Origin of the sequence: Nocardia sp. CA-135398 (genome assembly GCF_050955845.1) — a bacterium.
In the GTDB taxonomy this organism is placed as follows: domain Bacteria; phylum Actinomycetota; class Actinomycetes; order Mycobacteriales; family Mycobacteriaceae; genus Nocardia.
In genome coordinates this window covers 526,471-552,780 of the sequence record NZ_CP192084.1, presented here as the reverse complement: position 1 = coordinate 552,780, position 26,310 = coordinate 526,471, and the positions used below count along the sequence as shown (strand labels likewise).

22 protein-coding genes and 1 tRNA gene are annotated in these 26,310 nt (G+C 65.1%); 11 read left to right on the top strand and 12 right to left on the bottom strand.

Translation table 11 applies throughout. The features are described 5' to 3' along the window. Positions 1–24: 24 nt before the first annotated feature. Complete coding sequence (locus ACQP1T_RS02425) at positions 25–1,410, bottom strand: FAD-binding oxidoreductase (protein WP_433758322.1); 1,386 nt, start codon at positions 1,408–1,410, stop codon at positions 25–27. Between the two features lie 323 nt (positions 1,411–1,733). Here ACQP1T_RS02425 and ACQP1T_RS02420 point away from each other — a divergent pair, with 323 nt between their 5' ends. The 3 genes from ACQP1T_RS02420 to ACQP1T_RS02410 all read left to right on the top strand — a co-directional run bounded on the left by ACQP1T_RS02420 (position 1,734) and on the right by ACQP1T_RS02410 (position 4,945). Beyond that, on the top strand, positions 1,734–2,729 hold the full coding sequence (locus tag ACQP1T_RS02420; protein ID WP_433758321.1) for an alpha/beta hydrolase: 996 nt from the start codon (positions 1,734–1,736) through the stop codon (positions 2,727–2,729). A gap of 139 nt (positions 2,730–2,868) precedes the next feature. After that, positions 2,869–4,248, top strand: a complete 1,380-nt coding sequence (locus tag ACQP1T_RS02415) for a S1 family peptidase (protein WP_433758320.1) — start codon at positions 2,869–2,871, stop codon at positions 4,246–4,248. Positions 4,249–4,309: 61 nt separating this feature from the next. Next, the gene (locus ACQP1T_RS02410; protein WP_433758319.1) at positions 4,310–4,945 is read left to right on the top strand and encodes a transglycosylase SLT domain-containing protein; all 636 of its coding nucleotides are present in this window, start codon (positions 4,310–4,312) and stop codon (positions 4,943–4,945) included. Positions 4,946–4,951: 6 nt separating this feature from the next. On the opposite strand, the gene ACQP1T_RS02405 is transcribed toward ACQP1T_RS02410, so the two are convergent. The 3 genes from ACQP1T_RS02405 to ACQP1T_RS02395 are packed head-to-tail and all read right to left on the bottom strand — an operon-like array spanning position 4,952 to position 7,612. After that, a complete protein-coding gene (locus tag ACQP1T_RS02405) occupies positions 4,952–6,241 on the bottom strand; it encodes a YhgE/Pip domain-containing protein (RefSeq protein ID WP_433758318.1) in 1,290 nt (429 codons plus the stop codon). Positions 6,242–6,296: 55 nt separating this feature from the next. Beyond that, positions 6,297–7,310 carry an alpha/beta hydrolase gene (locus ACQP1T_RS02400; RefSeq protein WP_433758317.1) on the bottom strand — a complete coding sequence of 338 codons (1,014 nt, stop codon included), beginning with the start codon at positions 7,308–7,310 and terminating at the stop codon, positions 6,297–6,299. Next, positions 7,295–7,612 carry a hypothetical protein gene (locus tag ACQP1T_RS02395; RefSeq protein WP_433758316.1) on the bottom strand — a complete coding sequence of 106 codons (318 nt, stop codon included), beginning with the start codon at positions 7,610–7,612 and terminating at the stop codon, positions 7,295–7,297. The genes ACQP1T_RS02400 and ACQP1T_RS02395 overlap by 16 nt, the downstream gene beginning before the upstream one ends. Before the next feature lie 272 nt (positions 7,613–7,884). Between ACQP1T_RS02395 and ACQP1T_RS02390 the strand changes: the two genes are divergently transcribed. From ACQP1T_RS02390 to ACQP1T_RS02360, 7 genes are all read left to right on the top strand, one after another. Then, positions 7,885–10,176 carry an ATP-binding protein gene (locus ACQP1T_RS02390; protein WP_433758315.1) on the top strand — a complete coding sequence of 764 codons (2,292 nt, stop codon included), beginning with the start codon at positions 7,885–7,887 and terminating at the stop codon, positions 10,174–10,176. Beyond that, on the top strand, positions 10,146–11,120 hold the full coding sequence (locus ACQP1T_RS02385) for a Zn-ribbon domain-containing OB-fold protein (RefSeq protein WP_433758314.1): 975 nt from the start codon (positions 10,146–10,148) through the stop codon (positions 11,118–11,120). Before ACQP1T_RS02390 ends, ACQP1T_RS02385 begins: the two co-directional genes overlap by 31 nt. Before the next feature lie 155 nt (positions 11,121–11,275). Next, positions 11,276–11,602, top strand: coding sequence for a hypothetical protein (locus tag ACQP1T_RS02380; RefSeq protein ID WP_433758312.1), 327 nt, complete (start codon positions 11,276–11,278; stop codon positions 11,600–11,602). Between the two features lie 837 nt (positions 11,603–12,439). Then, positions 12,440–13,477, top strand: a complete 1,038-nt coding sequence (locus ACQP1T_RS02375; protein ID WP_433758311.1) for an NAD(P)-dependent alcohol dehydrogenase — start codon at positions 12,440–12,442, stop codon at positions 13,475–13,477. A gap of 44 nt (positions 13,478–13,521) precedes the next feature. After that, the gene (locus ACQP1T_RS02370; RefSeq protein ID WP_433758310.1) at positions 13,522–15,348 is read left to right on the top strand and encodes a glycoside hydrolase family 15 protein; all 1,827 of its coding nucleotides are present in this window, start codon (positions 13,522–13,524) and stop codon (positions 15,346–15,348) included. Next, positions 15,345–16,718 carry a glucose-6-phosphate dehydrogenase gene (locus tag ACQP1T_RS02365; RefSeq protein WP_433758309.1) on the top strand — a complete coding sequence of 458 codons (1,374 nt, stop codon included), beginning with the start codon at positions 15,345–15,347 and terminating at the stop codon, positions 16,716–16,718. The genes ACQP1T_RS02370 and ACQP1T_RS02365 overlap by 4 nt, the downstream gene beginning before the upstream one ends. After that, on the top strand, positions 16,715–17,278 hold the full coding sequence (locus ACQP1T_RS02360; protein ID WP_433758308.1) for a gluconokinase: 564 nt from the start codon (positions 16,715–16,717) through the stop codon (positions 17,276–17,278). The genes ACQP1T_RS02365 and ACQP1T_RS02360 overlap by 4 nt, the downstream gene beginning before the upstream one ends. A gap of 135 nt (positions 17,279–17,413) precedes the next feature. On the opposite strand, the gene ACQP1T_RS02355 is transcribed toward ACQP1T_RS02360, so the two are convergent. The 5 genes from ACQP1T_RS02355 to ACQP1T_RS02335 all read right to left on the bottom strand — a co-directional run bounded on the left by ACQP1T_RS02355 (position 17,414) and on the right by ACQP1T_RS02335 (position 20,479). After that, positions 17,414–17,486 (bottom strand) — tRNA-Thr (locus ACQP1T_RS02355). 206 nt (positions 17,487–17,692) lie between these two features. Further along, positions 17,693–18,211 (bottom strand): DoxX family protein, encoded by a 519-nt coding sequence (locus ACQP1T_RS02350; RefSeq protein ID WP_433758307.1) that lies wholly within the window; start codon positions 18,209–18,211, stop codon positions 17,693–17,695. Next, on the bottom strand, positions 18,212–18,664 hold the full coding sequence (locus ACQP1T_RS02345; protein ID WP_433758306.1) for an ABA4-like family protein: 453 nt from the start codon (positions 18,662–18,664) through the stop codon (positions 18,212–18,214). After that, positions 18,664–19,620 (bottom strand): hypothetical protein, encoded by a 957-nt coding sequence (locus ACQP1T_RS02340; RefSeq protein WP_433758305.1) that lies wholly within the window; start codon positions 19,618–19,620, stop codon positions 18,664–18,666. Before ACQP1T_RS02340 ends, ACQP1T_RS02345 begins: the two co-directional genes overlap by 1 nt. A gap of 13 nt (positions 19,621–19,633) precedes the next feature. Continuing rightward, positions 19,634–20,479 (bottom strand): class I SAM-dependent methyltransferase, encoded by an 846-nt coding sequence (locus ACQP1T_RS02335; RefSeq protein ID WP_433758304.1) that lies wholly within the window; start codon positions 20,477–20,479, stop codon positions 19,634–19,636. Positions 20,480–20,614: 135 nt separating this feature from the next. Between ACQP1T_RS02335 and ACQP1T_RS02330 the strand changes: the two genes are divergently transcribed. Next, a complete protein-coding gene (locus ACQP1T_RS02330) occupies positions 20,615–21,244 on the top strand; it encodes a MerR family transcriptional regulator (protein ID WP_433758303.1) in 630 nt (209 codons plus the stop codon). Positions 21,245–21,490: 246 nt separating this feature from the next. Here ACQP1T_RS02330 and ACQP1T_RS02325 read toward each other — a convergent pair whose 3' ends face one another. The 3 genes from ACQP1T_RS02325 to topA form a co-directional block, all read right to left on the bottom strand. Beyond that, the gene (locus tag ACQP1T_RS02325) at positions 21,491–22,696 is read right to left on the bottom strand and encodes a DNA polymerase III subunit delta' (protein ID WP_433758302.1); all 1,206 of its coding nucleotides are present in this window, start codon (positions 22,694–22,696) and stop codon (positions 21,491–21,493) included. 51 nt (positions 22,697–22,747) lie between these two features. After that, a complete protein-coding gene (locus ACQP1T_RS02320; RefSeq protein ID WP_433758301.1) occupies positions 22,748–23,251 on the bottom strand; it encodes a DUF664 domain-containing protein in 504 nt (167 codons plus the stop codon). A gap of 66 nt (positions 23,252–23,317) precedes the next feature. Then, on the bottom strand, positions 23,318–26,116 hold the full coding sequence (gene topA / locus ACQP1T_RS02315; RefSeq protein WP_433761933.1) for a type I DNA topoisomerase: 2,799 nt from the start codon (positions 26,114–26,116) through the stop codon (positions 23,318–23,320). Between the last annotated feature and the right edge of the window lie 194 nt (positions 26,117–26,310).

Here is a 26,310-nt window from a genome sequence, read left to right as displayed (position 1 = left end):
CCCCGGGCCAAACTCGCCGCCTGATCAGCCCGGCTTGATATTGGCGTTGCGGTGGAAGACGTTCCCTGGGTCGTATTCGGTCTTGATGTCGGCCAGTTTCGCGTATTTGGCTGGTCCATAAGACGCGCGAACACGGTCCTCACCCGCCTCCGCCATGAAGTTGACGTACCCGCCCTGGTTGGAGGCGAAGGGGCACAGCGCTTCCCAGGTCGAGCGCACCCACGCCCGGTCGGCGGCCAATATCTCGGCGTCCGGGGCGGCGGCTTCGATATTGCAGACGTAGTGCGCCGAGCGCGCGCCGCCGAAAGCGGTGTCCTCCTCGCCGACAGCGGTGAAGGCGCCGTCGAGCGCGAAGATCGGCATGAACGACAGCGGCGATGTCTTCTTCCCGGCCTGCTCGGCCAGCACCGCGATCACTTCATCGGAGAAGTCGTCGAGATCGAGCGCCTTCTCATACCCGTGGATCCCCCACGGCGCCGCCCCGTCGAGCATCGACTGCAATCCGGTAAAGGGCATCGGGGTAATGAATTCGAAGAGCGGGGTGAGCGCATCGCGGATCGGCGCCACCATTTCGGCGTGTTCTTCTGCGGTGCCGTAACCGGCGACGATAAGGGCATGGCCCGGCACGAAGTGGTACTGATCCGGCACGAAAGGCTGCGGCGGCGCCGATAGCCCGACGCCGACCAGCACGCCCGACCTTGGCGGCATCGTCGGGATGAACTCACGAACCAGCCGTAGTGCCGCTAGCCCATCCGTCAGCGGCCAGAAGAAGATCCCGACGTGCACTTCCGGCCCGATCTGATGCGCCCGATATTCGAATTCGGTGACGACGCCGAAGTTTCCACCACCACCGCGCAGCGCCCAGAACAGGTCCGAATTCTCGCTGTCGGACGCCCGCACGATGCGGCTGTCGGCAAGTACGACCTGCGCCGAGATGAGATTGTCGATCGAGAGCCCGGCTACCCGGGTCAGCCAACCCATGCCACCACCGAGGGTGAGACCGCCGACGCCGGTATCACTGATCACCCCGCCGGGCACGGCCAGTCCGAACACCTGGGTCGCCGCATCCATATCCGCCATGGTCGCGCCGCCGCCGACCCGGGCACTACTGGTCGCCGGATCCACCACCACGGTGTTCATCACGCCGAGATTGATCATGATGCCGCCGTCGCAGACCGCCGTGCCACTGTAGGCGTGGGCACCGCCGCGCACGGCCACCTCGAGATCGTGCTCCCTCGCGAAAGCCAAGGCCGCGGCCACATCCTCGGGGGACAGGCACTGCGCGATCACCGCGGGCCGCCGGTCGATGGCCCCGTTCCAGATGGAGCGGGCGTGGTCATAACCCGCGTCGGCAGGAGAGAATACCGGCCCGCCCATCGCGGATCGCAGTGCTCGGAAGTCTGAACTCATTGTTTGGGTCATGGCATTTCTCCAGCCACCGGGTCCCCGACCACTCGTGGAAGAGCGGGTCACGCGGGTCCGCGTCGCCGACTCTTGATGCGGCACCGACACAGATGTGGTGCTTCCCAATGCCACGCACACAACCAGCCATCCGGGCGATGTGGCGCGCTTGACATATTAACGCCGGTACACCGCGGCCGTACCTGGATTCGAACCTGTCGACGACGTGTCGGTGCAGCACCGGACGGAACCTCGATGCTAAAAGCTTGGGTATGAACAGGGGTGAAATCGGAGGAGTATCCAGATCGGTAGTCGGCATCGCGTTGGCGGGGATGCTTGTCGGCACGGCGCTAGGTGCGCCCTCGGCATTTGCCGACCAGGCCACCACGTCCACAGCGATTTCCACGGATACGGCGTCGGAGGATGGTTCGCGTATAACCGGCGTCGAGTACATCGACGAGCGATATATCCGACTTCAGGTTTATTCTGCGGCGATGGACGCCGAATTCCCGGTGGAGGTCCAACGCCCAGCGGACGGCTCGGTTCCCCGCCCGACCCTGTATCTGCTGAACGGCGCGGGCGGCGGCCAGGACGACGCATCGTGGCAGGCACAGAGCGATGCGCGTCAGTTCATGGCGGATAAGAATGTCAACCTGGTCCAGCCGATCGGTGGCAGGTTCAGTTATTACACCGACTGGCGCGAGGACGATCCGGTACTCGGTCGCAATAAATGGAAGACCTACCTGACCGAGGAATTGCCACCGCTGATCAACGCCGCACTCGGCACCAACGGCGTCAATGCGATCGCGGGAATTTCCGCTTCCACCGCAACGGTATTGGCATTGCCCATCGCCAGACCCGACCTCTACCGGGCGGCCGCCGCATATAGCGGCTGCGCGCAGACAAGCGATCCGATCGGTTCCAGGTTCCTGAAGCTCGTGATCGCTTGGGGCGGTGGAAACTCGGAAAATATGTGGGGCCCGGTCGGTTCGCCTGAATGGACGGAAAACGATCCATATCTGAACGCCGATAAATTGCGCGGCATCGATCTCTATCTTTCGTCGGGCAATGGCCTGCCCGGAAAGTATGACACGCTGAACGGAGCCCATGTCGAACCCGGCCTCGACGGACTGACGAATCAGGTGCTGCTCGGCGGCGCAATCGAGGCAGCCGCCAATTACTGCATGAAGAATTTGCAGGCGAAACTGATATCGCTCGATATTCCGGCAACCTATGACTTCGATCAGGGCACGCACTCTTGGGGTTATTGGGAAGACGAATTGAAGCAATCGTGGCCGGTCCTTGCGCACGGACTCGGCTTGGCATAGCGGGGTGTAGGTGTCCGACGTAGGCATCGGCCGTTGACCAGCGCGGACACCGACACGCTACGGATCCAAATAGTCCGTTTTGTGACGCATGTGACATAGCGTCATCGAATAATTCGGCGCGTAGTCAGGAGGCGGCTCGATGGTGTCGGGTATTCGCGGACGGCGGTCGGCGCTCGGCTGCTGTGCGGCATTGGCCATGGCGGGTTCGATCGCGTATCCGGCAGCGGCCGCGCCGCAGCCCGCCAGCGCCCCACTGCCGCCCGGACTGATCGCTGCCGTCGAAAGCGACCTCGGCATCAGTGCGCACGAATATCTCGCACGCGCCGAAAGCGCCCGGCGGCTGGCCGAATTCGCACAGCAGGCCCGGGCCGGGTACCCGGACATATTCGCCGGAATCCGGATGAATGACGACCGCCCCATCGTCTCCTTCACCGAGGGCGAGCATGCCGCCGATGCGAAATCCGTCGCCGAAAAGGCCGGATTCACGGTGGAAACCGTCGCCAACAGTGAACGCACCCTCGATGCCCGCCGCATCGCCTTCGAACGTTGGTTATCCGGGCAGTCCAGCACCGTCGTCGAGTCGATCGTCGGTTACGGCATCGACGTAGTGACCAACAGTTTCGCCGTTCGCCTGGCCGATGACGTGCAGTTGCCGACCGATGTCGGGCCGATCCAGTCGGTGACGGCGGTACTGCCGGAAGCCCGACCCGACGACTCGACCGTCGGCATCCAGGCGATCGCGGGTATCGAAGCCGATGGTGACATCATCGGCGGCCAGCCCTTCGGCATGAAGGTCGACGGAAAGGCGCACAGGTGCTCGTTCGGCTTCAACGCCACCGACGCGAGCGGCGATACCGTGAATATCACCGCCGGGCACTGCGATCCGAACAATCTTGTCGAGCCGTCCACGAAAACCACTGAGCCGCAACGGGTTTACGAATTGAAGAATGGGCAGCTCGGCACCGAGATCGGTGAATTCGCGGTCTCCCAGTTCGCGCCCAAGGACTATGCGATCGTGCGTATCAACGAGACGTTCGCGCCGCGCTTCCGCAACAATCTGGTGTCCACCCAGAAAATGGATGCACCGGCGCAGGCGCCCGACGTGAAGGTGACCGCTGGCGATGCTGGACAGTCGCGAGCCGCCGGTGCGGATGTCCTGCGCATCGACGGAACCACCGAACCGGTTGTCGGAGCGGCCGTCTGCAAAACCGGCTTCACGTCCGGATATTCCTGCGGGACAGTGCTGGTGGCCGGGCAGCGAGGCCTTTTGCGCGGCGTCCCCGGCCACGGCGACCAGCCGGTCAAGATCGAGAATATGTTCTACGCCGCGCTGTGCGGCCAGCGCGGCGACAGCGGCGGACCGATCGTCGCGGGCACCAAGGCACTCGGCCTCAGTAGCGCCATCGTCACCGAGAGCTCCCCGTTCGATCTCGGCTGCGGCCACGTCCCGCTACTTCTCGGTCAGCCGATCAGCACTGTGCTGCAAGACAATCCGGGTTTGACCATTCGAACGAACTGATCCACACGAGCCCATGACACCCATCGATACGGAAGGCAAACACATCTAAGGAGCGAAATCGATGCTGCGCGTTGTCGCGGCCGCCATCGCGGTCGGTGCACTAATGGTTTGTGCCGGTCCAGCCGTTGCCGAAGGGTTGGGCGACAGCGTCGTCACGTTCGCCAATGCTCCGAACGGTGCCGCAACGCCCGCAGATGGTCTGAGCGAGAGCAGCGCAACGGCCACCAACGACCGGACTGATCTGTTTGCGACGTCCGTCGAAGAGACCGACGGCGACGCCGCTACGCCCGTCGAAGAGACCGACGGCAACGCCGCTACGTCCGTCGAAGAGACCGACGAGACCGTCACGCCCGCGGCCAGCCAATACGACACTGGTGCCACCCCTGCCGGACTCACACTCTCGCTGATCCGGCTGGGCACCAGAGCCTTGGCCCTGACCGTCGTACCGCTCCACCAATTCCCAGCCTTCGACGCCGTCATCACCCACGAAAGCGGCTGGGACGTCTTCGCCATGAACCCGGAAAGCGGCGCTTATGGCCTCGGCCAAGCACTGCCCGCTGAAAAGATGCAAACCCACGGCGCCGACTGGCGCTTCAACCCGCTCACCCAAATCCGCTGGACCTACGACTACATGAACGAGCGCTACGGCAGCCCCGACGGGGCCTGGGCGTTCTGGCAGCAACACCACTGGTACTGACCGACATCAACTCCTCGCCGGTGCGCGGTGCAGTTCTTTCCGGTCGTAGTACCGAGTGACGACGCCGCCGAGGAGCAGTCCGATGACCAGGCCGAACAGCGTCATCCAGATCGCGCGGCTCAGTCCGGCGGAACCGTCGGCATTGAAGTACAGGATGGCCCTGATGCCGAGGTACACCTGATGCATCGGTTCGAAATCGGCAAGCCAGGCAACGGATTTCGGGATCGCCTCGATCGGGATGGTGCCGCCGGAGGATGGCAGGCCGAGCACGATGAACAGGATCAGGTTGACCAGCAGACCAGCGGTGCCGAGCGCCGACACGATCGACAGTGCCGTGACGCCGACCGCGATGATCGCCATGGTGCTGTAGAGGAACAGCAGCAGCGGCCGCTCGATCGGCATACCGAGCCAATGCCCGACCGCCATGAATATCCCGGCCACTACCGGTGCGGTACCGGTGATCACGCCCCACTTGAGCAGCAGCGTTCCCAATCGGGAAATCGGCGTCGGCGGATAGTGCACGTACCAGGGACCGAATTCGGTGGGTGCGAAACCGAGCGATGAATCGACCATCCCGTTGATCACCATGGCGCCGGTGAATCCGGCCAACAGCACCATCATGGTGTAGAAGAAGGCCGTCAGACCGCCGCCCGTACCCGATGGCAGTGGATGGAACGGGGTGACGACCACATCGATCGGCTCGGCCAGCATCAGCCGACTCAGGCCGACCAATTCCGGCGCCGATCCGGACGATTGCAGCTGGGTCCGCACGGTCTCGGTGAGCTGCTTGCCGACTGTCTGATTCGCCTGCGTGAGTGCGTTCCCGGCCACCGTCTGCACGACCTGCGGTGCGAACGACCCGGTGCGCGGATTGGTGTACACCGTGATGATCGGCTGGGTGACATCACCGGGCAGCACGCTGGCGGCGGCGAAAATGCCGAGCCGCTTGGTGAAATCGCTCGGAATGACGATCGCCCCGTACACATTGCCCGAATTCAGTTGCTGCTGCGCCTCGTTGATGCCGAGCACCCGCAGATCGATCTTGTCGCTCGGCGTCTGCTGCACCAGCGCATCACTGATCTGCTTGCCCACATTGGTCGGCTTACCGCCGATCACATCCCCGCTGTCCTGATCGACCAGCGCGATCGGGAAGCCGTGCAGATGCTTCGCCGGATCGACCACATACGCGAGGTACATGGTGGCCAGCAAAGCCATCAGCAACGACACCACAACCGCTGGTGCGAGCCAGACCCGCACGCGCGATCGACGAGCACTCGCCTCTTCGGGGTTCGTCATGACAGCACCGTATTGCTGGATGGAGACACATGGGGAGTGTTCGGTGGACCGTGTATCAGGAGTCGGCGATCACCTCGCGGTGAAACCGACCCAGGTCGCGAATCGCGGCTCGGGCATCGGAGAGCAGATCCGAGGCGATGTGGTGCACATGCGGCGCGCGATCCCAGACCTGCAGCTGAACCGGGACATCCGCTTCGACGCAGCGTAGCGCCAGCATCTCGGCGTCGGGCAGCAGGCATTCGGTCGAGCCGACCTGGATCAGGACCGGTGGTAGACCGGTGAAGTCGTGATTGACCGGCGACCATGCCGGGTCGAGTTCGCCGTCGCGGGCAACGCCGCGCCGCGTGATCAGTTCGATGCCCCGAGAGGGGATGTAGGAATCGCTGTGCCGGTTGGGGTGGGCGTTGCGGGTCGTCGAGTCGAAGTCGGCCCAGGGTGCGATCGCGGAGATACCACCGGGCATCGGCAATCCACGCTCCCTGGTCGCCAGCGCCAGCCGGAAGGCGAGCCCGCCGCCGGCCGAGTCACCGGAGACGATGATCCGCTCGGGTTGGAATCCCTGCTCAAGCAGGTATTCATAGGACGCGACGGCGTCATCGAGACTCTCCGTGAAATGCGCGCCGGGTAACTGTCGGTAGTCGACATTGAAAGCGGGCATCCCGCTGGCACGTCCGATTTTGGCGACGAGACGTCGATGGGTATTCAGGCCGCAGCAGAAGTACCCGCCGCCGTGGAAGTACAGCAGTGCCGAATCTTGTCGTTGCCGCGGGTCGGCGAGTTCGTCGTGCCACAACCATTCGGCGCGGAAGTTTCGCAACCGAACCGTCCAGCGTCGAGTGCCGCTCGGGGCGACGAGCGCGGCAGCCGGTAGTTCGATGAGACGGCAGAGCAAGAGCAGGTGGTCGAGCTGATCGCAGTCGGCGATCCACGCCAGGGCAGCCAACCCGAGTCCGACTGTGCCGCGCAGCAGCGGATGGGCGATTCGAGTTCCGATACTTGCCTGGTTGGATGTTTCGACGAACGGCGAGGAGGCTTCGGGGCGCGCAACAGCCGTCACGACCGTTGCCATTGAACAGTCTTATTCCGACGTGGCGGAATAAGGGTGTTCCAGAAGTCGCGGCGCACCGCGTCCCACAGCTGGGTCAGTCCCGGATGCAGTTCTCGCGCCTGCACGAGATCTGGATAGGCGGCGGGGCCGAACGAGAGAACCGGCGAGGCATCGGATGCGTCGTGCACGGCGATGATCGAGATCAGTCGATCCTGGATCAACCGCCACGTCACGCGCAGACCGTCGGCTTCGGTTCGACATACGTTATCCATCGCCGACCCCCGGTTGTCGTAGATGTAGCTCATACCTTTCGCGACCCTCATCGATCGGGCACGCTCGGTGAGATGTCAAGGTCGACCTCCTGCTCGCAACTGCATGACTGAGCCTCACAGATCCGGCACGCGCGAACATGGGTAGAAACACCCACTCGACCACCCAAATACGCAGCTCGCGCATGCTCAGGGCACATACCGCGCCCGGCGCGTCGGGTCGGTGGGGTAGCAATCGCTTGGTGGACGACCTTCGCAAACAGGGCCCTCGCGCAGGCCCTGGCACGGTTAGATTGGGTCTCATGGGGCGAAGTAGGCCCACTCGCGTGGCCGGTAACCTGCCATTCGCGGTGACAAGTTTCGTCGGACGGCAACGGGAGATCCGCGAGGTCCGGGAGCTGCTCGCGTCGGCGCGGTTGGTCACGCTCACCGGTGTGGGCGGTGTCGGAAAGACTCGGCTCGCCAGCGAGGTCGCAGCTGTTTCCGGCCGGTCGTTCCCGGACGGAGTATGGATGGTCGACCTGTCCGCCGTAGGCGATCCCGATCTGGTGGCGCAAACGGTGCTGACCAGCCTGGCGATCGTGGACATGTCGAACCGGTCCATCGAGGACCAGCTCGTCGAGCACCTGGCCGATCTGCAGGCGTTGATAGTGCTGGACAACTGCGAACACCTGATCGACGCGTGCAGCGCACTCTGCAATCTGCTGCTGCGATCCTGTGCCGGACTGCGGATTCTGACCACAAGTCGCGAGTTGCTCGGCGTCGCCGGCGAGCATGTGTACACGGTTCCGACGCTGTCGATGCCGAGCCCGTACGATCCGGTGACGCTCGGCGCGCTGGCCGCCTACGATGCGCCGACCATGCTGGTAGAGCGTGCTCGGGCGGTGCGCCCCGACTTGACTTTGACCGAACGCGATGCGGATGTGTTGGTGCGGGTCTGCGAGCGTCTGGACGGGATTCCGCTCGCCATCGAGCTCGCCGCGTCCCGGCTGCGGTCGCTGTCGCTATCGGCGGTGCTGGACCGACTCGAGGACCGGTTCATGCTGTTGGCCGGTTCTATCCGAGCAGCCGTGCCGCGGCAGCGAACGCTGCGAGCCCTGATCGACTGGAGCTATGAGCTGTGCCTCCCGACCGAGCAGCTGCTGTGGGAGCGGCTTTCGGTGTTCGCGGGCGGATTCACCCTGACCGCTGCCGAGGGCGTCTGCGCTGGTCCTGATCTGCCGCGTGAATGCATTCTGGACCTGGTCGACCACCTGGTCGCGCAGTCGATTCTGGCGCCCGTACCGACCGACGGCCCGCCGAGGTATCGGATGCTGGAAACGATCCGTGAATACGGCTGGCAACGGCTGGTCGAACGCGACGAGACCGGCGCCCTGTGCAAGCGGCACTGCGACCACTACCTCGCACTCGCCGAGCAAATCGCCGAAGCCTGGAGCGGCCCTGGTCAAGCCGCCGGGCTGGCCGAGTTGCGTGCCGAACGCGAGAACCTGCGAACGGCGCTGGACTGGGCGACGAGCACGCCGACCGCCTGCCGCGAAGCGCTGGCACTTGTCACTGCCCTGCGCTATCACTGGACCGCCGACGGATATCTCGGTGAGGGCCGGCGGTGGATCGATAAGGCACTGCGCGTCACGGACGACACCTGTCCGGGCCGGATCTCCGCGCTATGGGTCGCAGGGTGGGTGCGATTTCTACAGGGCGAATACGAGGCGGCCAACGAGGCACTCGACGAATGCGCGGCGGGCGCGGCGGCAGTGGGTGACCGCCACGCACTGGCCTGGGTGAGCTGCCTGCGCGGCACAGCGGAATTGTTCCGCGGACATCTCGCACCGGCCATCGCCGCCTTCGAGCAGACCCTCGATGACTACGCCGACGATGACGAAGCGGTCCGTATGACCCTGTTCCAGCTCGCCAGTGCCCAAGCGCACGCCAGGGACCGCAGCGCGGGCGCGAGGGCCCGTCAGGGCATCGAGCTGTCCGACCAGCGGGGCGAGCGGTATACCAAATCGCTTGCACTCTGGGCCCTCGGCTACCACCAGTACGTCTGTGGTGAATACGACAGCGCGACCGAATCGGAGCGCGCCGCACTCGAGATCCAGCGCGAATTCAATGACCATGTGGGCGCGCCGCTGATCATGGAGGTGCTGGCCTGGATCGCCGCCGCCCGCGGCGAATACCGGCATGCGGCGCGACTGATGGGTGCGATCGAATCGGTGTGGCGGCGGATCGGCGGATCGCTCGCGGCGTTCGGACCGCACTTTGGTGCACAGCACTCGGCCTGCGAGCGCACCCTCGCCCAATCGCTGCGGCCGACGGACCAGCGGGCGGAAAGAGCGCGCGGTGCGGCGCTGGACCTCGCGCAGGCGATCAACTACGCACTCGACCCGAGCCAGACCGTCCAGGAGCCGGACGAGCAGGAGGACACCATGCTCACCACCCGTGAGCGGCAGGTGGCCGAACTCGTCACGCAGGGGCTGAGCAACCGACAGATCGCCGCACGGCTGGTGCTGTCGCCGCGCACCATCGACCGGCATCTGGAAAACATCCTCTGCAAACTCGGCTACTCCTCGCGGGCCCAGATAGCCGCATGGACCGCGCGAACGCACCGCCTGGGATAGCCGATCGACCTGGGCAAACAGCATCTGTCGGAGTGGACCGCTCGGCAAAAATGGGTATACCCATGGTAGTTCTACCCTCGTGTCGTGGGGACGCGGAGGCGATCCTCGGTGGAGACAGCATTCATGGCTATCACACCGAGGTTTCCATGTCCGAGCACAGATACGAGCACCGATACGAATCCAGCAAACCCGTCACGGCCGAAAACACCATGATGATTCGGCGCTGCGGGCCATGTAACAAGTTGTTCCCCCCGCTGACCGCCGAATGCTCGTCGTGTCGGTCCTGGGACCTCGAATGGTCGCCATCCTCGGGTCTCGGTTCGATCGTGTCGTGGCGGCTCGTACACCGAAGTGTGAGCCGACCGCACACCCAGGTTGTGCCGTTGACGATCGCCATTGTGGAACTCGATGAGGGTCCGTGGGTGTACGCGACGATCGAAGGGGACGTCGCACCTGTTTCGGATCAACCGGTCCGGGTGCGATTCGAGCCACATCCTCGGGTGGATCGTTTCCCGGTGTTCACAGTCTGCCCGGCGGAGCCCGATTCGGATGCCGACGTGCGACCCGCGCCCCAACACGAGAATGTTTCGATCGATGTGCGGTCGACCCATCGCCGCGAGGTCGAGAATCGCTTCGACGCGTGGTGGGTGCGGACATCGCTGCGCCAGTGTGAACTCATGGCGGGCGCGAAGGCCCTCGACACGGCGGCGAAATCCCTGGTCACCTTTGCGATCCGATGGGCGCCGTTCGGCGGTGCCACCGCCGCCGAGCTGCTCGTGACCTTCGGTGTGACCCGCCGACGGTTCCTGCAAATGCTCGACGAGGCACTTGCCCCACGGCGGACCGATAGCGTCAGTGTGCGCGGGCAGAAGCGCCAATTGAAGGACACCCTGGCACAGGCGTGGCAGATGAGTCCCACGGCGGTCCCGGCCGGTAGCGCCTGATCTAGCCACAACTCGCGATCCGTTCGCCTTCGTTGGCGACAGGGCATTGTCGAAAGTTGAGCGCATGGCGCCCGGTGCCGCGCACATGCGTGCTCGGGCGTGTCGCCACGCTGTCGAATAGCTGGCAATCAACCGGACCGCCATAGTGTGGCGCCATGACTTCCGGGAGCGGTTCGGTCTTGGCAACCAGAACCCTCGCCGTTGGTGGCAAGCGGGTCCTCGTGACAATCGGGAGGCCCTGCCCAGACCAGTCGGCGGAGGATTCGGCATACATCTGTCGCATCGATATCGACGGGATGGCCATCGCCCCGATCCGACTAGAAAGCAGCGCGGACACCCCCGCGCGAACGGTGGCGATCGGTTTGCGGAGGACCGCCGAACACCTGGAAGTCGGCCTGGCCGAACTACTATCCGACGCCAACATCGGCATTGCCCCCTACCGGCATCCTGCTGCGGGACTTGTGAGCAGCGGCCCGTCGTGAGGACCGGTCGCCGCACGGCACGAACCACGCTCGCAGATCGGACTCGGTCGGTCCGTGGACGGCGAACTCGGCGGTGGAGTACGACCGCTGTGGCGCAACGGATCCCAGCGATGCGTACAGTCCGCACAGGTTGCCGAAGTTGACGAGGTAGCAGTCGTCCCCACCAACCGGGGCAGAAATACGCACGGGTGCAGTAACTTTCGCGGGCGAGTTGGCGGCGGCGCATCGGCTGCAGCTTTCTGACGGCCAGTTCCACTGCTACGCAGGTGATTTCGTCAGCCGCTGCAGATGATCGGTGGCGTGCGGGTGGAAACGTCCGCACGCCCCCTGGCATCACCGCCGAAAACCGATGAGAAGGCACCCGACGATCTGGACTCGGTGTTTCCCTCGGTGGTGTGGACCGGATGATGTGGTCGGTATCGCACTCTTCGAGCGCCGCCCGCATCGGGTCACGGGTCGTGTCATCGACAGCGGTAGCGCTCGTCACCGCCGTAAGTGCTGTCAGGCGTAGGTGATAGCCGCTTCTCGGATGGACTTCGACGCGTGCCCACGTTGTGAGTCCCAGATACGTTCGGCCGCAAAGAGATCAGCCTTGTAGTCCTCGAGTGCGTGGCTGGAAATCCCGCCTGCCCCATCGATGATCTCGATGGTGGCGGGCCTCCCACGAGCACCCGGACCGCATCGTGGCCGGTGCATGGCCCGCAACAGAGGTCGCGCGGTGGTAACAATCGTTCGCAGCTGGGTGCGAAGCTGCTAAATTGGCCGTGATTCGCCGTCGACATGCCGTTCTACGACCATAGGAGCGTTAGGGAAGGCAGGACGATGAAGGCGTTCGTCATGAAAGAGATCGGGTCGGTCGGGTTCACCGAGAAGCCCGTCCCGGAGCCTGGCCCATTCGACGCCGTCGTTCGCACTACGACAGCCCTTATTTGCACGTCCGACTCGCATACCGTCAAGGGTGGTATCGGCCCGCGGGAGAACCTGACCTTGGGTCATGAGGCTGTGGGGGTCGTGCACGCTGTCGGCAGCGAGGTGCAGCACATCCGCCCGAACGACCGTGTCCTATCAGGTGCGATCACCCCGGATTGGAGCGATTCGGCCGCGCAGAACGGGTTCCCGTCGCAATCGGGGGGACCGCTCGGCGGCTTCAAGTTCGCCAACTCCAAAGACGGTGTTTTCGCCGAGTATTTTCACGTCAACGATGCCGATGCCAATCTCGCCGTCATCCCGGACAGTATCCCGGATGAGTGGGCTGTGTACTGCGCCGACATGCTTTCGACCGGATTCATGGGCGCGGAAAAAGGCAACATCCCGATCGGCGGCACCGTGGCCGTCTTGGCCCAGGGGCCGGTGGGTTTGATGGCAACGGCAGGGGCAAGATTGCGTGGTGCTGGTCTGCTCATCGGCGTCGAGTCGGTACCGGCGCGTCAGTCACTGGCACGCCGATACGGTGCCGACGAAATCGTCGATTTCACGAGCGAAGATGTGGTCGAGCGGGTACTCGAGCTGACCGGCGGCGAAGGCGTCGATACCGCGATCGAAGCGCTCGGCGCCGATGCCACTTTCCAGACCGCGGTGAAGATCACCAAGCCGGGCGCAACGATATCCAACGTCGGATACTTCGGTGACGGAGAATTCGTCCGAATCCCCCGGGTGGAATGGGGAGTGGGCATGGCCGACAAGACGATCGCGACAGGCCTGTGTCCGGGCGGCAGGCTGCGCATGGAGCGTCTGCTTCGCGTGCTGGAGTCCCGCCGAGTCGATCCGACGCATATGACGACACACGAATTCGCGTTCGACGACATGGAGCAGGCGTTCGAGGTCTCGGACAAGAAACTCGACGATGTGGTGAAAGTGCTGATTCGATTCGGCTGAGAACCGCCGCCACTTCGCGCTCTTTCTGCTGAGGAAGAGGTGAGATGCACGATCCCGATCCACCGTTCAGGCCGATTCGCCGCTCAGACGGATACCTCCCGCTTGAGGACTACGGGCTGATCGGAGACGGCGCGGCCGCCGCCCTCGTCGGCGTGGACGGTGCGATCGACTGGATGTGCGTTCCACGGTTCGACGCCGAACCACTGTTCTGCGGACTACTCGATCACGCACGCGGCGGGTCTTTCACCGTCGCATCGGCGAATCTGCTCGAAGGCCGCCAGCGATATCAACCCGACACCGGGATACTGGAAACAGAACTGCGCTGTGACACCGGGGTTGTCCAGTTGACCGATGCGATGGTTCTCCGCTCCGGCGCCGACCTCCGCGACGACGCCCCGGCGGACCGCGCCGAACTCGTTCGCTCTGCGGTCGTCATCGAAGGACACGTCCGCTTGAACGTGGATGTCTCGCCGCGGGGCAGCGCCGAGGTACGGCCGGTGTTGAGCGGTCTCGAAATCCGCGCGAAGTCGCAACCGGGCCTGCGGCTGCATCTGCGCGGCAATCGGCCGATGACCGGCCTGCGCGGGACCTACGACCTGGCACAAGGAGAACGGCTGGAACTGGTGTTGTCCTGGGGACGGTTCCACCGCCACCATCGGTTCGACGCCCTATCGATGCTGCACGACACCGCGAGTGCGTGGCGATCCTGGTTGGCCGGGTGCAGCTACGACGGCCCGCAGCAACCTCTCGTGCGGCGTGCCTCGATCACCCTCAAACTGTGCGATCACTGGGTCAGCGGCTCTGTTGTCGCCGCACCCACCTCCTCGATCCCGGCACCGATCGGCGGTATCCGCAACTGGGACTACCGTTATGTGTGGATTCGGGACGCGGCCTATGCCGTATTCGCACTGCGTCGCATCGGCTTTCACGGCGAGGCCGATGCCTTCCTCGGCTGGGTCCTGGACGCATTCGAACGCAGCGACCGGCCGCGCATCATGTACAACCTCGATGGCGACCCCGTGCCCGACGAGACACAGGACACCGATCTGGAGGGCTACCGGCGTTCGGCTCCGGTCCGCTGGGGTAACGGCGCCACCGACCAACGCCAACACGACGTCTACGGCGAGATTCTCGACTGCGCCGATCAGTGGCTGCGCGCCGGCGGAGAGATACAGCCTGTTTTGTGGTCGAGCCTGGCAGGTTTGGCGGATGCCGCCGGTCGGTCGTGGGAGGAACCGGATCAAGGCATCTGGGAGGTGCGCAGCCAAGGCCGCGCGTTCACCTATAGCGCTGCGCTGTGCCAGGTCGCACTGGACCGAGCCGCATCGATCGGCGAGCGTTTCGCTCTGCCCGGGCCCGTCGGCACCTGGCGCGCCACCGCGGCCCACATACGCGAATCCATCATGAAACGCTCGTGGGACGATCGGGCGCAGACGCTGAGTGCCCATCTCGACGGCGGCGGAGCCCTGGATGCCAGCCTGCTCGCGCTGCCATTGCGGCAGGTCGTCCCCGCCGATCACCCACGCATGGTGGCGACAACCGCCGCCGTGGCCGATCGACTGAACGCCGGAGATGGGTTGCTGTATCGATATCTGCACGACGAATCGCCCGACGGACTGCCGGGCGACGAGGGCGCCTTCGTGCTGTGCAGCTTCTGGCTGGTCGACAATCTGACCCTGCAGGGCCGCATCGAGGAAGCTGAGCGACTCTACGACTCACTGTGCGCCCGCGCCAGCACCTTGGGCCTGTTCTCCGAACAGATCGATCCCTCGACCGGCGCGTTCATGGGCAACTTCCCGCAGGCGTTCAGCCACATCGGCGTCATCGCCAGTGGCGTGAACCTCGCTCGCGCAAAGGCGGACCCACGATGATCCAGCGACTTGTCATCTTCGGCGGCACGGGTGATCTGACCGGGCGTTACCTGCTGCCGGGGCTGGCCGCGCTGCACGAGGCCGGTCACCTCGACACGAGTTTCCAGCTCGTGTGTGCCGATCTGAAAGACTGGGACGACAGCCGATTCCGGGCATGGGCTGCCGACCAACTCGATCAGCATGCCTCCAATACAGCAGGCGACAGCAGACGAGCGATCACAGCCGCGGCACGATACCGGCGAGCCGACATTCAGAACCCGCTCGAGGTGGCCGAAACGATCGCCGGTGACGGTCCGGTGGCGGTATATCTAGCGCTTGCGCCTGGACTGTTCGCCACGGCAATCCAGACGCTGCACAAAGCGCACCTGCCCACCGGCAGCCGAATTGTGCTGGAGAAGCCATTCGGCGAGGACCTCGCCAGCGCCGAAGCACTGAACCGACTGCTGTCGGACCTGGTGCCGGAACAGGCCGTCTTCCGGGTAGACCACTTCCTCGCGATGACGACCGTGCAGAACCTGCTCGGCAGCAGGCTGGCCAATCGCGTGCTCGAATCCCTCTGGAACAGCGCGCACATCGCCAAAGTCGAAATCATCTGGGACGAGACACTCACCCTCGAAGATCGGGCCGGGTACTACGACAACGTCGGAGCACTCGAGGACATGGTGCAAAACCATCTCCTGCAACTGCTGTGCCTGGTGGCGATGGAACCGCCGATCACCCTGTCCGAACGTGATCTGCGCGACCGCAAAGTCGACGTGCTGCGATCGATACGCGCCCTGACCGACGACGACATACCACGGCGCACCCGCCGAGCCCGCTACAGCGCAGGCACGATCGGCGATCGCCAGGTCCCCTCCTATATCGACGAACGTGGCGTGGACCCGCAACGACGCACCGAGACCTTCGCCGAAATCGAACTGACACTCGACAATTGGCGTTGGTCCGGAACGACATTCGTACTACGCACCGGCAAAGCCCTCGGCGCAGACCGCAAAGAAGTCGCGATCCACTTCCGTCCTGTGCCCCACATGCCCTTCGGCCACCACGGGACGACCTCACCGAACGTACTGCGATTCACGCTCGACCCCGAAAGCCTGACCCTCGCCCTCACAGTCGTCGGAACCACCGTGGACACCCTGGTGCCGGTCACCATGACCGCACCGATCCACCCGCCCGAGCTACCCGCCTACGGACGGCTCCTGCTCGACGTCCTGATCGGAAATCCGGCCCTGTCTATCCGCGCCGACGAAGCCGAACAGGCATGGCGGGTCGTCACTCCGGTGATATCTGCCTGGTCGCGCGACCTCGTGCCCCTGCTCGACTACCCCGCCGGCTCACTTGTCTCAACCGATGCCGACCGCAGCCGATGAACACTTCCCAGGCATCGGATACGCCCGACCATCCGAGGCCACCATGCATCGTCGTGATGGGGGTGTCCGGAACCGGGAAAACGACGATCGCTCGCCTACTGGCAACTCGACTCGGCATCCCCTTCGCCGACGCAGACGATTTCCACCCCCCAGCGAACATCACCAAAATGTCCTCAGGCATCCCCTTGGACAACTCCGATCGCGAGCCGTGGCTCTTCGCGGTCGGCCGCTGGTTGCACGACCGCTACACCGCGGGCACCGGCGGCGTGGTCGCCTGCTCGGCACTCAAACGACGCTACCGCGACATACTCCACGCCTCCACACCGACGGTGTTCTTCCTACTCCTGACCGCCGACCGCGAACGACTGATCGAGCGAATGGCCCGGCGCCGAGGTCATTACATGCCCGTCGCCCTGCTCGATTCCCAACTGTCCGCGCTCGAACCGCTCCACCCCACTGAACGAGGCGCTGTCCTGCACGCCGACCAGACCCCGGACAGTGTCGCGGAGGCAGCCGCCGCGCTCCTGCGAGAACACCCGAGCACACAAGAGACCGAATAACCACCCGCGGAGTCACCGCAGCCCCCGCGCAGGGGCGGCGAATCCGGTTCGGACGCAACCGATTCGAGGTCGACGTGTGGCATCGGTGGCGACGAACGCAAAATCAGCCACTGCCACGGATGCAAGATGCTATTGAGCCGCCTGGGGGAATCGAACCCCCGACCTTTTCATTACGAGTGAAGCGCTCTACCGACTGAGCTAAGGCGGCGTGCCTTTCGGCCACGCGAGTCTATCGTCTCGGCGGTCGGATCGCGAAAACGGGAGGTCATCGCAATGTGAACACCAGACCAGACCGCGGCGGCCGGATCCGGCACCGACAACCGCAGGCACGCCGCTGACCGGCGAACAAGCCGTGGCAGCGATCCCAGCGGCGGAGGCCGCCGCGTTCGTGAGGTGCTGGCCGACGGGCTCGGATCATCGCGCCGAATCCGTAGTCGCGCCGACACGCCTTCGCCGGTTGGGCTCGAGTAGTCCAGCGGCCCACAGGGCGATCGCGATGTACAGCAGTTGCTCGGGTATACGAGTCCAGAGTGAGGGTGCCGGTGCACCGTTGAACGCGATGTCGGAGACGGCTGTGTAGATATTGGCGGGCAGCAGCGCAACGAAGAGGGCCGCCAATCCGACCCCGGCCGGGCGACGAGTTCTCGTCAGGACCAGACCGACCGCGCCGAGCAGTTCCAGTGCGCCGGTCAGGTACACCTGGAAGCCGGGTAGCGGGACGAAGGGCGGCACCATCGGGACGAAGTCGGCGTGCGTAGGAGCCGGCCCGCCGGCCAGGCTGTCCGGGAGGAAATGCGTTGTGCCGGTGAGTACCAGCATCGCCGCCAGCGCATACGCACCGCAGGTTGGCCAGTGCGTAAATCGGCTCGCCCCCAACGCGCCCGCTAGGCGCAGCCCGAGCAACACGACCAGCAGAAAGATCAAGACTTCCATTTACGCCTCCGTGAACGTAATCGGTACGGGCATCTTTCGGGGTGCCCGGATCGACCGGATGAGTAGGTACATGAGCACGCCGAGCGGCGCAAACATGATCGTGAAGACAAGCAGGACGCTGATCAGCACAGGATGGATGCGGCGTTCCCGGCTGTCGAAATAGATCCAACGGCCGAGAAACAGATCGAATGCGACGAAGTGTGCCCAGGCCGCGGCGGCACCGACGCCACCGCCCAGCAGTTGTTGCACCGCAAGCAGATCCGGGTTGGCCAGGGCAGACGCGAAGGCACCGATTTCCGGCAGCACCAGCACCGCATAGATCAGCAGTGGCGGAACGCAAATCAGCGGCGAGGCGACTATGGTTCGGGTCCGATGCCAGCCCGGTGCCAGGATCATCAGGGCCCAGAACGGCGCGGCGGTGACGAAGGTGATATCGAACAGGTACTGGGTCATCACATCGCTCCGATCGGCGTGCGAGGCGGCTCGGGCGCGGTGGGTTCGACCCGTGGCCGACGCCGGACGATCATGAGGACCGATCCTGTCGCGGCGGTGGCGATGATCGCGGCTGCCGACAGTGTCAGCCGGTCCGGGTGGATCAGTGCTTGCCCGCGCAGCGCCTGCCAGGTCAGCACCGCGAGCACGGCGGCATAGATCGCGGCAGCGGCTGTGACCAGCGCGGCCCGGACCGAGGCCGGGCGCACTGCGGAAATCCGGCGCGCGGCCAGTTCCAGGACGATCACCACCAGCGGAAGCAGCTGCACCGCATGCATTCCGATGAAATGCGGGATACGGAGGTCACCGCCGGTGGTGCTCCAGCCGAGGATCGGCAGGCCTGGTCCGCCATCGGGGAGGCCGACGGTGTGGGCACCGCGGATGGCGCTCCCGGTGTCGTGCTGGGCTTTCGTCGGGAACACCATCAGCATTCCCAGGGCCGCCCCGATCAGGGATAAGCCAGCGCCGTAGCGGATCGCGGCGTTGCGGGCGGGGTCGGACGTGGCGTTGCGGAACAGCGCCAAGGAAGCGACCAAAGTGGCCAGCCACACCACGATGATCGACAGTCCCATGGTGTCCCACAGCGCCGCATTGACAGGAGTCGTGAAATTGAAGTGGCTGGTGGTGCCCCGCACGATCTGAACCACGATGACGATCAGCTCGAGGCCGAGGCCGAGGGCTGCTACAGTGCCCGCCCACCAGGCGATCCGGCGCCAGCGCGTGAATTGGTCGATCAACCACGCCCACGTCACGGCGTAGATCAGCACCGAGAGGGCGAACTTCACCGCCTTGGCCCAGATCGGCAGCCCCGTCAGGGTTCGATCGTCGATGACCGTTCCCCCGATCGCGACGATGGTGAGCATCGCCATCGCGATGGCGAGCAGCATCAGCGGGCGGTGCCACTGCAATGAATACACAGCCGTCTCCGAACTATCTTGTGGCGTGGACGAGGTAGCCCTGGGGGACGCCGGGAGTGCCACGGGGCGCGTCCGGAAACGGCCAGCGATTCATGCTGGTGCCGACCGTTCCGATCCTGGTCACCGTGGCCCGCCAGCCACGGTTCTCGAGCTGGGCTTCTGGCTGTTCGGTCCCGTATAGCCAGGTCATGCCACGTTCGGCGAGCCTGTCGAGCATGGGGCGCATGGCCGGGGATTCGAGCAGCGAGGTGCCGACGAAGTCGATGAGCAGATGGCTCCCGGTGGCGGAATGACTCGAGAGTCGGTCGATCATCTGGTGCACTTCGGATTCGGTGAGATATGGGGTGAGACCTTCCACCAGCCAGCACGTGGGCCGGTCGGCCCGGAATCCGGCGTCTACCAGTGCGACGGTGAAGTCGGTCGCGAGGTCGACACCGATCGGTAGCCGTGTGCCGATCGGCTTCGCCGCGCCGAGCAATTCGTCTTTGAGGCGCAACAGATTCGGCCGATCCAGTTCGAACAGCACGGTGTCGAGGGGCAGGTCGAGCCGGTATCCGCGGGCGTCCATACCGGCAGCGACAACGACGATCTGTCGGATGCCGCTGCTGACGGTTTCGGCGATCGTGTCATCGAAGTACTTGGTACGCACCGGAATTATCGGACTGTCGCGCATGCCGAGCTGGTCGAGGAGTTCCGCACCGGCCACACCCGCCAATCGGGCGGCGAACGGATCGTGGAACAGACGGTCCGGGCGCGCCGACTCGGCGGCACGCAGTGCTGCGGTCAACCTGGCCGTTGCGGCGACAGCGTCGATGACTGCCTCGCTCGCACCTGTGGTCTCGGCGAATTCTGTGTTCATGAGTGACTCCCGGTCGATGGGATCGAATTGTCGTAACCTTAAGTATCGATAGTTCTACTATCAGCAAATAGTAGGTAGCTGAACTTCCAGCTGTCAATAATCGGAGCCGAGTCGATCTCGAGAACCAGGAGTGCCATGCGGATCGCTGAACTCAGCCGCGCCAGCGGGGTCCCTCCCGCAACGATCAAGTACTACGTGCGCGAGGGCCTACTGCCTTCCGGCGTCCGCACCCACCGCAACCAGGTGGAATACAGCGAAGACCACGTGTACCGGCTGCGCCTGATCCGGGCGCTGCTCGACATCGGCGGCTTGTCGGTCGACGCGGCCAGCGAACTGCTTGCCGTGCTCGACACCGGCAAGCTGACCGTGCGGGAGTCGGTCGGCGAAGTGCTGTACGCGCTGGGCGGACGTCGTTCGCCGGTTGGCGAACACGAGCAGGGAGCCGCAACCGCGGACGTCGAGGCACTGCTCACCCGGCGCGGCTGGCAGGTCGATGAGCAGAGCCCGGCGCGGCGGACCCTGATCGACGTCTGCGCCGCGCTGCGGCTGCTCGGGCACGCCGATGTGGTCGCTGCGATGGACGACTACGCCACCGCCTCCGAAACGATCGCGGCCACCGATATCGGCTTGGTCCGCAGCGAGCCCAGCCTCGAGCGCATGACCGAAACCGCTATCGTCGGAACGCTGCTCGGCGACACCTTACTGTCCGCACTGCGCCGCCTGGCCCAGGAACACCTGTCCCAGCAACTCCTCCCCGAAGACTGAAACCGCCGGGTAGCGGCGATCAGGGGCGTTTGGTGCGGCGGCGTCGGCGGCGGGAGGTTCAGACGCGGACGTGGATGCGTTCGCCGATCGGCTGCCTCATCGGCGTCCATGACGACATCGTGCTCGCCGAGCCGCACGCGCAGCATGTGGAGCCATTCATTGCATTCATGAGTCCGCAGATAGTAGGGCTCGTCGTGGGCGAGGGCGGTCCCCGCGCCTACCAGATGCGAAAACGGGTCGCAGCGGTCACGCGGACTGCGCGGAGATGAGGGTGGCGACCATGGCGGCGACGGCGAAGCGGGGTTTGACGTTGAGGTCGAGGGCCTCGCGGCAGGCGAGGACGGCTTCGATGGAGCGCAGCAGGCCCTCGGGACGGACGCGGTCGGCGAGGTCGTGGATCTGGTCGGACATATCGGGGTGGGTGAGGGTGACGCCGGAACCGTTGCGGGCGGCGCCGAAGCGGACGGCGAGCGCGTCGCGGTAGACGCCCGCGACGTCGATGAGCGCGCGGTCGAGGGCATCGCGGCCGGTGCGGGTGGCGCGGGATTTCTGCCTGCGCTCCAAGTCCTTGAGGACACCGGCCGAGCCTCGGGTCGCACCCGCGGCGCCTTTGCCGGTGCCGCCCGCGCCGAGTGCGGTCGCCAGCTCTTCGCGCTCGCGTTCGTCGCGCGCCGCACTCATCTGTTTGGCCTCGTCGTCGGCGGACTTCACCAATTCATCCGCGGCCGCATAGGCGGCACCGGGCCGCGAAACCGCACCGACCAACGCCAGCGCCCGCTGCCGACGAGCACGCGCCTGCTCATCGGTGGCCAACCGCCGAGCCCGCCCGACATGACCGCCGCTCACCGATGCCGCCCAAGTTGCGGTCTTCTCATCGAGCTTGTCGCGCTCCCGCAGCACGTGCGCGATGGCGGGCACGGAGGGCGTCACCAGATGCACATGCCGACAGCGCGACCGCAGTGTCACGGAGATGTCCTCCGGATCCACCGACGGCGCGCACAGCAGGAATACCGTCCGATCCGGCGGCTCCTCGACCACCTTCAACAGCACATTGCCCGCCGCCTCGGTCAACCGGTCGGCGTCCTCGATCAGCACCACCTGCCAGCGACCGGTGCTCGGCCGCCGCGAGGCGATCTGCACGATCTCGCGCATCTCCTTGGTGCTGATGCTCAACCCCTCCGGAATCACCCGCCGCACATCGCCGTGCGTTCCGGCCATCGTGGTCGTGCACGCATGGCACCGACCGCAGCCGACCGCACCCTCGTCCGTGCACTGCAGCGCGGCCGCAAAGCACAGCGCCGCAACGGATCTCCCCGATCCCGGCGGCCCGGTGAACAGCCACGAATGGGTCATCGCACCATTGCCGGTCCCCCCGCGCGCGGCGACCGCGGCCGCCCGCAATTCGGACTCGACCGCATCCTGCCCAACCAGCCGATCGAAGACACCCGCCACGTCGTACACCCTAACCGCCCCCACCGACAGTCCCGGCCGGACGGATCCGAATCAGACTCGCTGGTAGGTGGTATTGGCGCCGTCGAGCGCCTCTCGAATGATGTCGGCGTGCCCACTGTGGTGGGTGATCTCGCGCAGGACATGCAGCAGCGTGAACCGCACGGTCCACCACACGCGGTCCGGGGTCCACGGCGTCGTCGGGGTCGGAATGGACGTGCTCAGATCCGGATCGCTACGAATCAGCTTCGCGGTCGCCTCCGCCACTTCGTCCCAGTTGGCCAGCAGCCCCGCAACCGTGTCCTCGGGCGCCATCACATACTCACCCTCGAATTCGGCCAGTTCCTGCTCGGCCGTCTCATCGCGCTCGACGATGACCTTCGTCCAGTGCCGCTCACAGTTGACGACATGGTGCAACAGTCCACCGAGAGTCAACTCGCTGACGGTGGTGCGCTGCCGCGCCTGCTCCTCATCGATACCCCGCAGGGTGATTCGGAACAGCTCGCGCTGACTGTCGAGCGCGAGGATGAGATCTTCGCGCTCCTGATCGATCGCCATGGCGGTCCCCTTCCCGGTCGAGCTTCGATACCGCGGCGAGGCTACGGCAAGGCACCGACCAAACCGTCAGGCCTTCTTCGCGGCCGTCTTCTTCGCGGTGGTTTTCTTGGCGGCGGTCTTCTTCGCCGCCGTCGCCTTCTTGGCCGGAGTCTTCTTCGCCGCCGCCTTCTTGGCCGTCTTCTTCACCGGACCACGCGCGCGCCGATCGGCGAGCAGTTCCGAGGCCCGCTCGTCGGTGATCGAATCGACCTCGTCGCCCTTGCGCAGGCTGGCATTGGTCTCACCGTCGGTGACATACGGACCGAATCGGCCGTCCTTGATCACCATCGGCTTACCGGTGGCCGAATCGTTCCCCAGTTCGCGCAGCGCCGCGGCGCTGGCGGCCTGGCGTCCGCGCCGCTTCGGCTCGGCGTAGATCTTTAGCGCCTCGTCCAGGGTCACGGTGAAGATCTGATCTTCATTGGCCAGCGAACGAGAATCGGTGCCCTTCTTCAGATATGGGCCGTACCGCCCGTTCTGCGCGGTGATCTCCTCACCGGAGGCCGGGTCGGCACCGACAACACGCGGCAGCGACAACAACTTCAGCGCATCGTCGAGCGTAATCGTCGCCAGATCCATATCTTTGAACAGCGATCCGGTCCGCGGCTTGGGCGCCGCAGCCTTTTTCGCGGTCTTCTTGGCGGGCGCGGGCGCGTCCTCGGCCGCGGGCTCCGGCAGGATCTCGGTGACGTACGGCCCGAAACGTCCTTCCTTGGCGACGATTTCGTGTCCGGTCGCCGGATCCTTACCGAGCAGTCGTCCCTCCTGCGGTGTCGAGAACAGCTTCTCGGCGACCTCCGCGGTCAGCTCGTCCGGCGGCAGATCATCGGGCAGATTCGCCCGCTGCGATATCGAATCCCCTTCGGGGTCATCGGGATTGGCGACCATTCGCTCCAGATACGGTCCGAAACGACCGACTCGGACCACGACGTCGCGCCCTTCGTCGTCGACGAACAGCTTGATCGAATTGACCTCGCGGGCATCGATATCGTCGAGCCGCTCGCCGACCATCCGCTTCAGACCGCCGGAGCGCGCGACCGAACCCTCGACGCCGTGATCGCCACCGAAATAGAAGCTGGACAACCAATTTCCGCGCTGCTCACGTCCGCCAGCGATGGCATCGAGGTCGTCCTCCATCGCGGCGGTGAAGTCGAAGTCGACCAGCCGACCGAAATAGGCCTCGAGCAGACCGACCACCGCGAACGCGACCCACGACGGCACCAGCGCACTGCCACGCTTGTATACATACCCACGGTCGAGAATCGTCTTGATGATCGACGAATACGTCGAGGGCCGACCGATACCGAGGTCTTCGAGTGTCTTGATCAACGACGCTTCGGTGTACCGCGCGGGCGGATTCGTACTGTGCCCATCGGGATTCAGCTCCACCGCCGTGACGCGCTCGCCCTCGTCGAGTGCGGGCAGCCGGGATTCGGCGTCATCGGACTGACCGCCCGCCTCTTCGTCGACACTCTCGACGTAAGCCTTGAGGAAGCCCGGGAAGGTGATGGTCCGACCGGAGGCCGAGAACACGCATTCCTCGCCGGTGCCCGCGACACCGGTGATACGCAGCGTCAGCGTGGTGCCCCTGGCATCGGCCATCTGCGAGGCGACCGTGCGCTGCCAGATCAGCTCATAGAGCCGGAACTCGTCGTTGTCCAACCGCGCGTGCAACTGGCCCGGGGTCGCGAAGGTATCGCCCGCCGGACGGATCGCCTCGTGCGCCTCCTGCGCGTTCTTCACCTTGCGGGTGTACTGCCGCGGCGTGGGATGCACATACTCCGCGCCGTACAGCTGGGTCGCCTGCGATCTGGCCGCGGCGATCGCCGACTCCGACAGCGTGGTCGAGTCGGTTCGCATATAGGTGATGTAGCCGTTCTCGTACAGCCGCTGCGCGACCCGCATGGTGCGCTCGGCATTGAACCGCAGTTTGCGGCCCGCCTCCTGCTGCAGCGTCGAGGTCATGAACGGCGCGTACGGCTTGCGCGTATACGGCTTCGCCTCCGCGGAGGAAACCACCAGATCGGCGCCCTCGAGCGCCTCGGCGAGGCGACGGGCATAGGGCTCGTCGAGAACGACCACGCCATTGCCCTTGAGCTGCCCGTCCGGTCCGAAGTCCCGGCCGGTGGCCACCCTGGTCCCATCGACGCTGACCAAACGTGCCCCGAAGGTGCGCGGATTGGTGGCATCGCCGTTTTCGCCGCCCGCGTCCAGCTTCGCCGCGATATCCCAGTACTCGGCCGAACGGAAGGCCATCCGCTCGCGCTCGCGCTGCACGATCACCCTGGTCGCGACCGACTGCACCCGGCCAGCCGACAACCGCGGCATGACCTTCTTCCACAGCACCGGACTGACCTCGTAGCCGTACAACCGGTCCAGGATGCGTCGGGTTTCCTGCGCATCGACCAGATCGTTGTCCAGATCGCGGGTATCGGCCGCGGCGGCCAGAATGGCGGGCTCGGTGATCTCGTGGAACACCATGCGCCGCACCGGCACCTTGGGCTTCAACGTCTCCAACAGGTGCCAGGCGATGGCCTCGCCCTCCCGGTCGGGGTCGGTGGCGAGATAGAGCTCGTCGGCATCGGCCAACAGGCTCTTGAGCTCGGAGACCTTGGCCTTCTTATCCGGACTCACCACATAGATGGGCTCGAAGTCGTTGTCGACGTCGACACCGAGGCGCGCCCAGGACTGCCCCTTGTACTTGGCGGGCACATCCGCCGCACCGCGCGGCAGGTCCCGAATATGACCGACCGAGGCCTCGACCGTGTAATTGCGACCCAGGTAGGGCGCTATTTTGCGGGCCTTGGTCGGGGACTCGACGATCACGAGACGACGCAGGGGACGGCCCTGGTCGGCTGCACCGCGGTCTCGTGTTGCCACCGGCGAATACACCTTTCCTTATCGACCCGCGCGGCGCATTTTCGCGCTGTGCGCGGCTGGGGCAAGCGGCGGCGACGGGGAGGACGTTGCCACCAGACACGTTTATACCTTGACGCGACGTGTGGCCGAGCGCTTGCGAC

Coding starts and splice junctions, on each gene's coding strand:
- ACQP1T_RS02425 (WP_433758322.1), bottom strand. CDS start 1,410: ATGAGTTCAGACTTCCGAGCACTGCGATCCGCGATGGGCGGGCCGGTA.
- ACQP1T_RS02420 (WP_433758321.1), top strand. CDS start 1,734: ATGCTTGTCGGCACGGCGCTAGGTGCGCCCTCGGCATTTGCCGACCAG.
- ACQP1T_RS02415 (WP_433758320.1), top strand. CDS start 2,869: ATGGTGTCGGGTATTCGCGGACGGCGGTCGGCGCTCGGCTGCTGTGCG.
- ACQP1T_RS02410 (WP_433758319.1), top strand. CDS start 4,310: ATGCTGCGCGTTGTCGCGGCCGCCATCGCGGTCGGTGCACTAATGGTT.
- ACQP1T_RS02405 (WP_433758318.1), bottom strand. CDS start 6,241: ATGACGAACCCCGAAGAGGCGAGTGCTCGTCGATCGCGCGTGCGGGTC.
- ACQP1T_RS02400 (WP_433758317.1), bottom strand. CDS start 7,310: ATGGCAACGGTCGTGACGGCTGTTGCGCGCCCCGAAGCCTCCTCGCCG.
- ACQP1T_RS02395 (WP_433758316.1), bottom strand. CDS start 7,612: ATGAGGGTCGCGAAAGGTATGAGCTACATCTACGACAACCGGGGGTCG.
- ACQP1T_RS02385 (WP_433758314.1), top strand. CDS start 10,146: ATGGACCGCGCGAACGCACCGCCTGGGATAGCCGATCGACCTGGGCAA.
- ACQP1T_RS02380 (WP_433758312.1), top strand. CDS start 11,276: ATGACTTCCGGGAGCGGTTCGGTCTTGGCAACCAGAACCCTCGCCGTT.
- ACQP1T_RS02375 (WP_433758311.1), top strand. CDS start 12,440: ATGAAAGAGATCGGGTCGGTCGGGTTCACCGAGAAGCCCGTCCCGGAG.
- ACQP1T_RS02370 (WP_433758310.1), top strand. CDS start 13,522: ATGCACGATCCCGATCCACCGTTCAGGCCGATTCGCCGCTCAGACGGA.
- ACQP1T_RS02365 (WP_433758309.1), top strand. CDS start 15,345: ATGATCCAGCGACTTGTCATCTTCGGCGGCACGGGTGATCTGACCGGG.
- ACQP1T_RS02360 (WP_433758308.1), top strand. CDS start 16,715: ATGAACACTTCCCAGGCATCGGATACGCCCGACCATCCGAGGCCACCA.
- ACQP1T_RS02350 (WP_433758307.1), bottom strand. CDS start 18,211: ATGGAAGTCTTGATCTTTCTGCTGGTCGTGTTGCTCGGGCTGCGCCTA.
- ACQP1T_RS02345 (WP_433758306.1), bottom strand. CDS start 18,664: ATGACCCAGTACCTGTTCGATATCACCTTCGTCACCGCCGCGCCGTTC.
- ACQP1T_RS02335 (WP_433758304.1), bottom strand. CDS start 20,479: ATGAACACAGAATTCGCCGAGACCACAGGTGCGAGCGAGGCAGTCATC.
- ACQP1T_RS02330 (WP_433758303.1), top strand. CDS start 20,615: ATGCGGATCGCTGAACTCAGCCGCGCCAGCGGGGTCCCTCCCGCAACG.
- ACQP1T_RS02320 (WP_433758301.1), bottom strand. CDS start 23,251: ATGGCGATCGATCAGGAGCGCGAAGATCTCATCCTCGCGCTCGACAGT.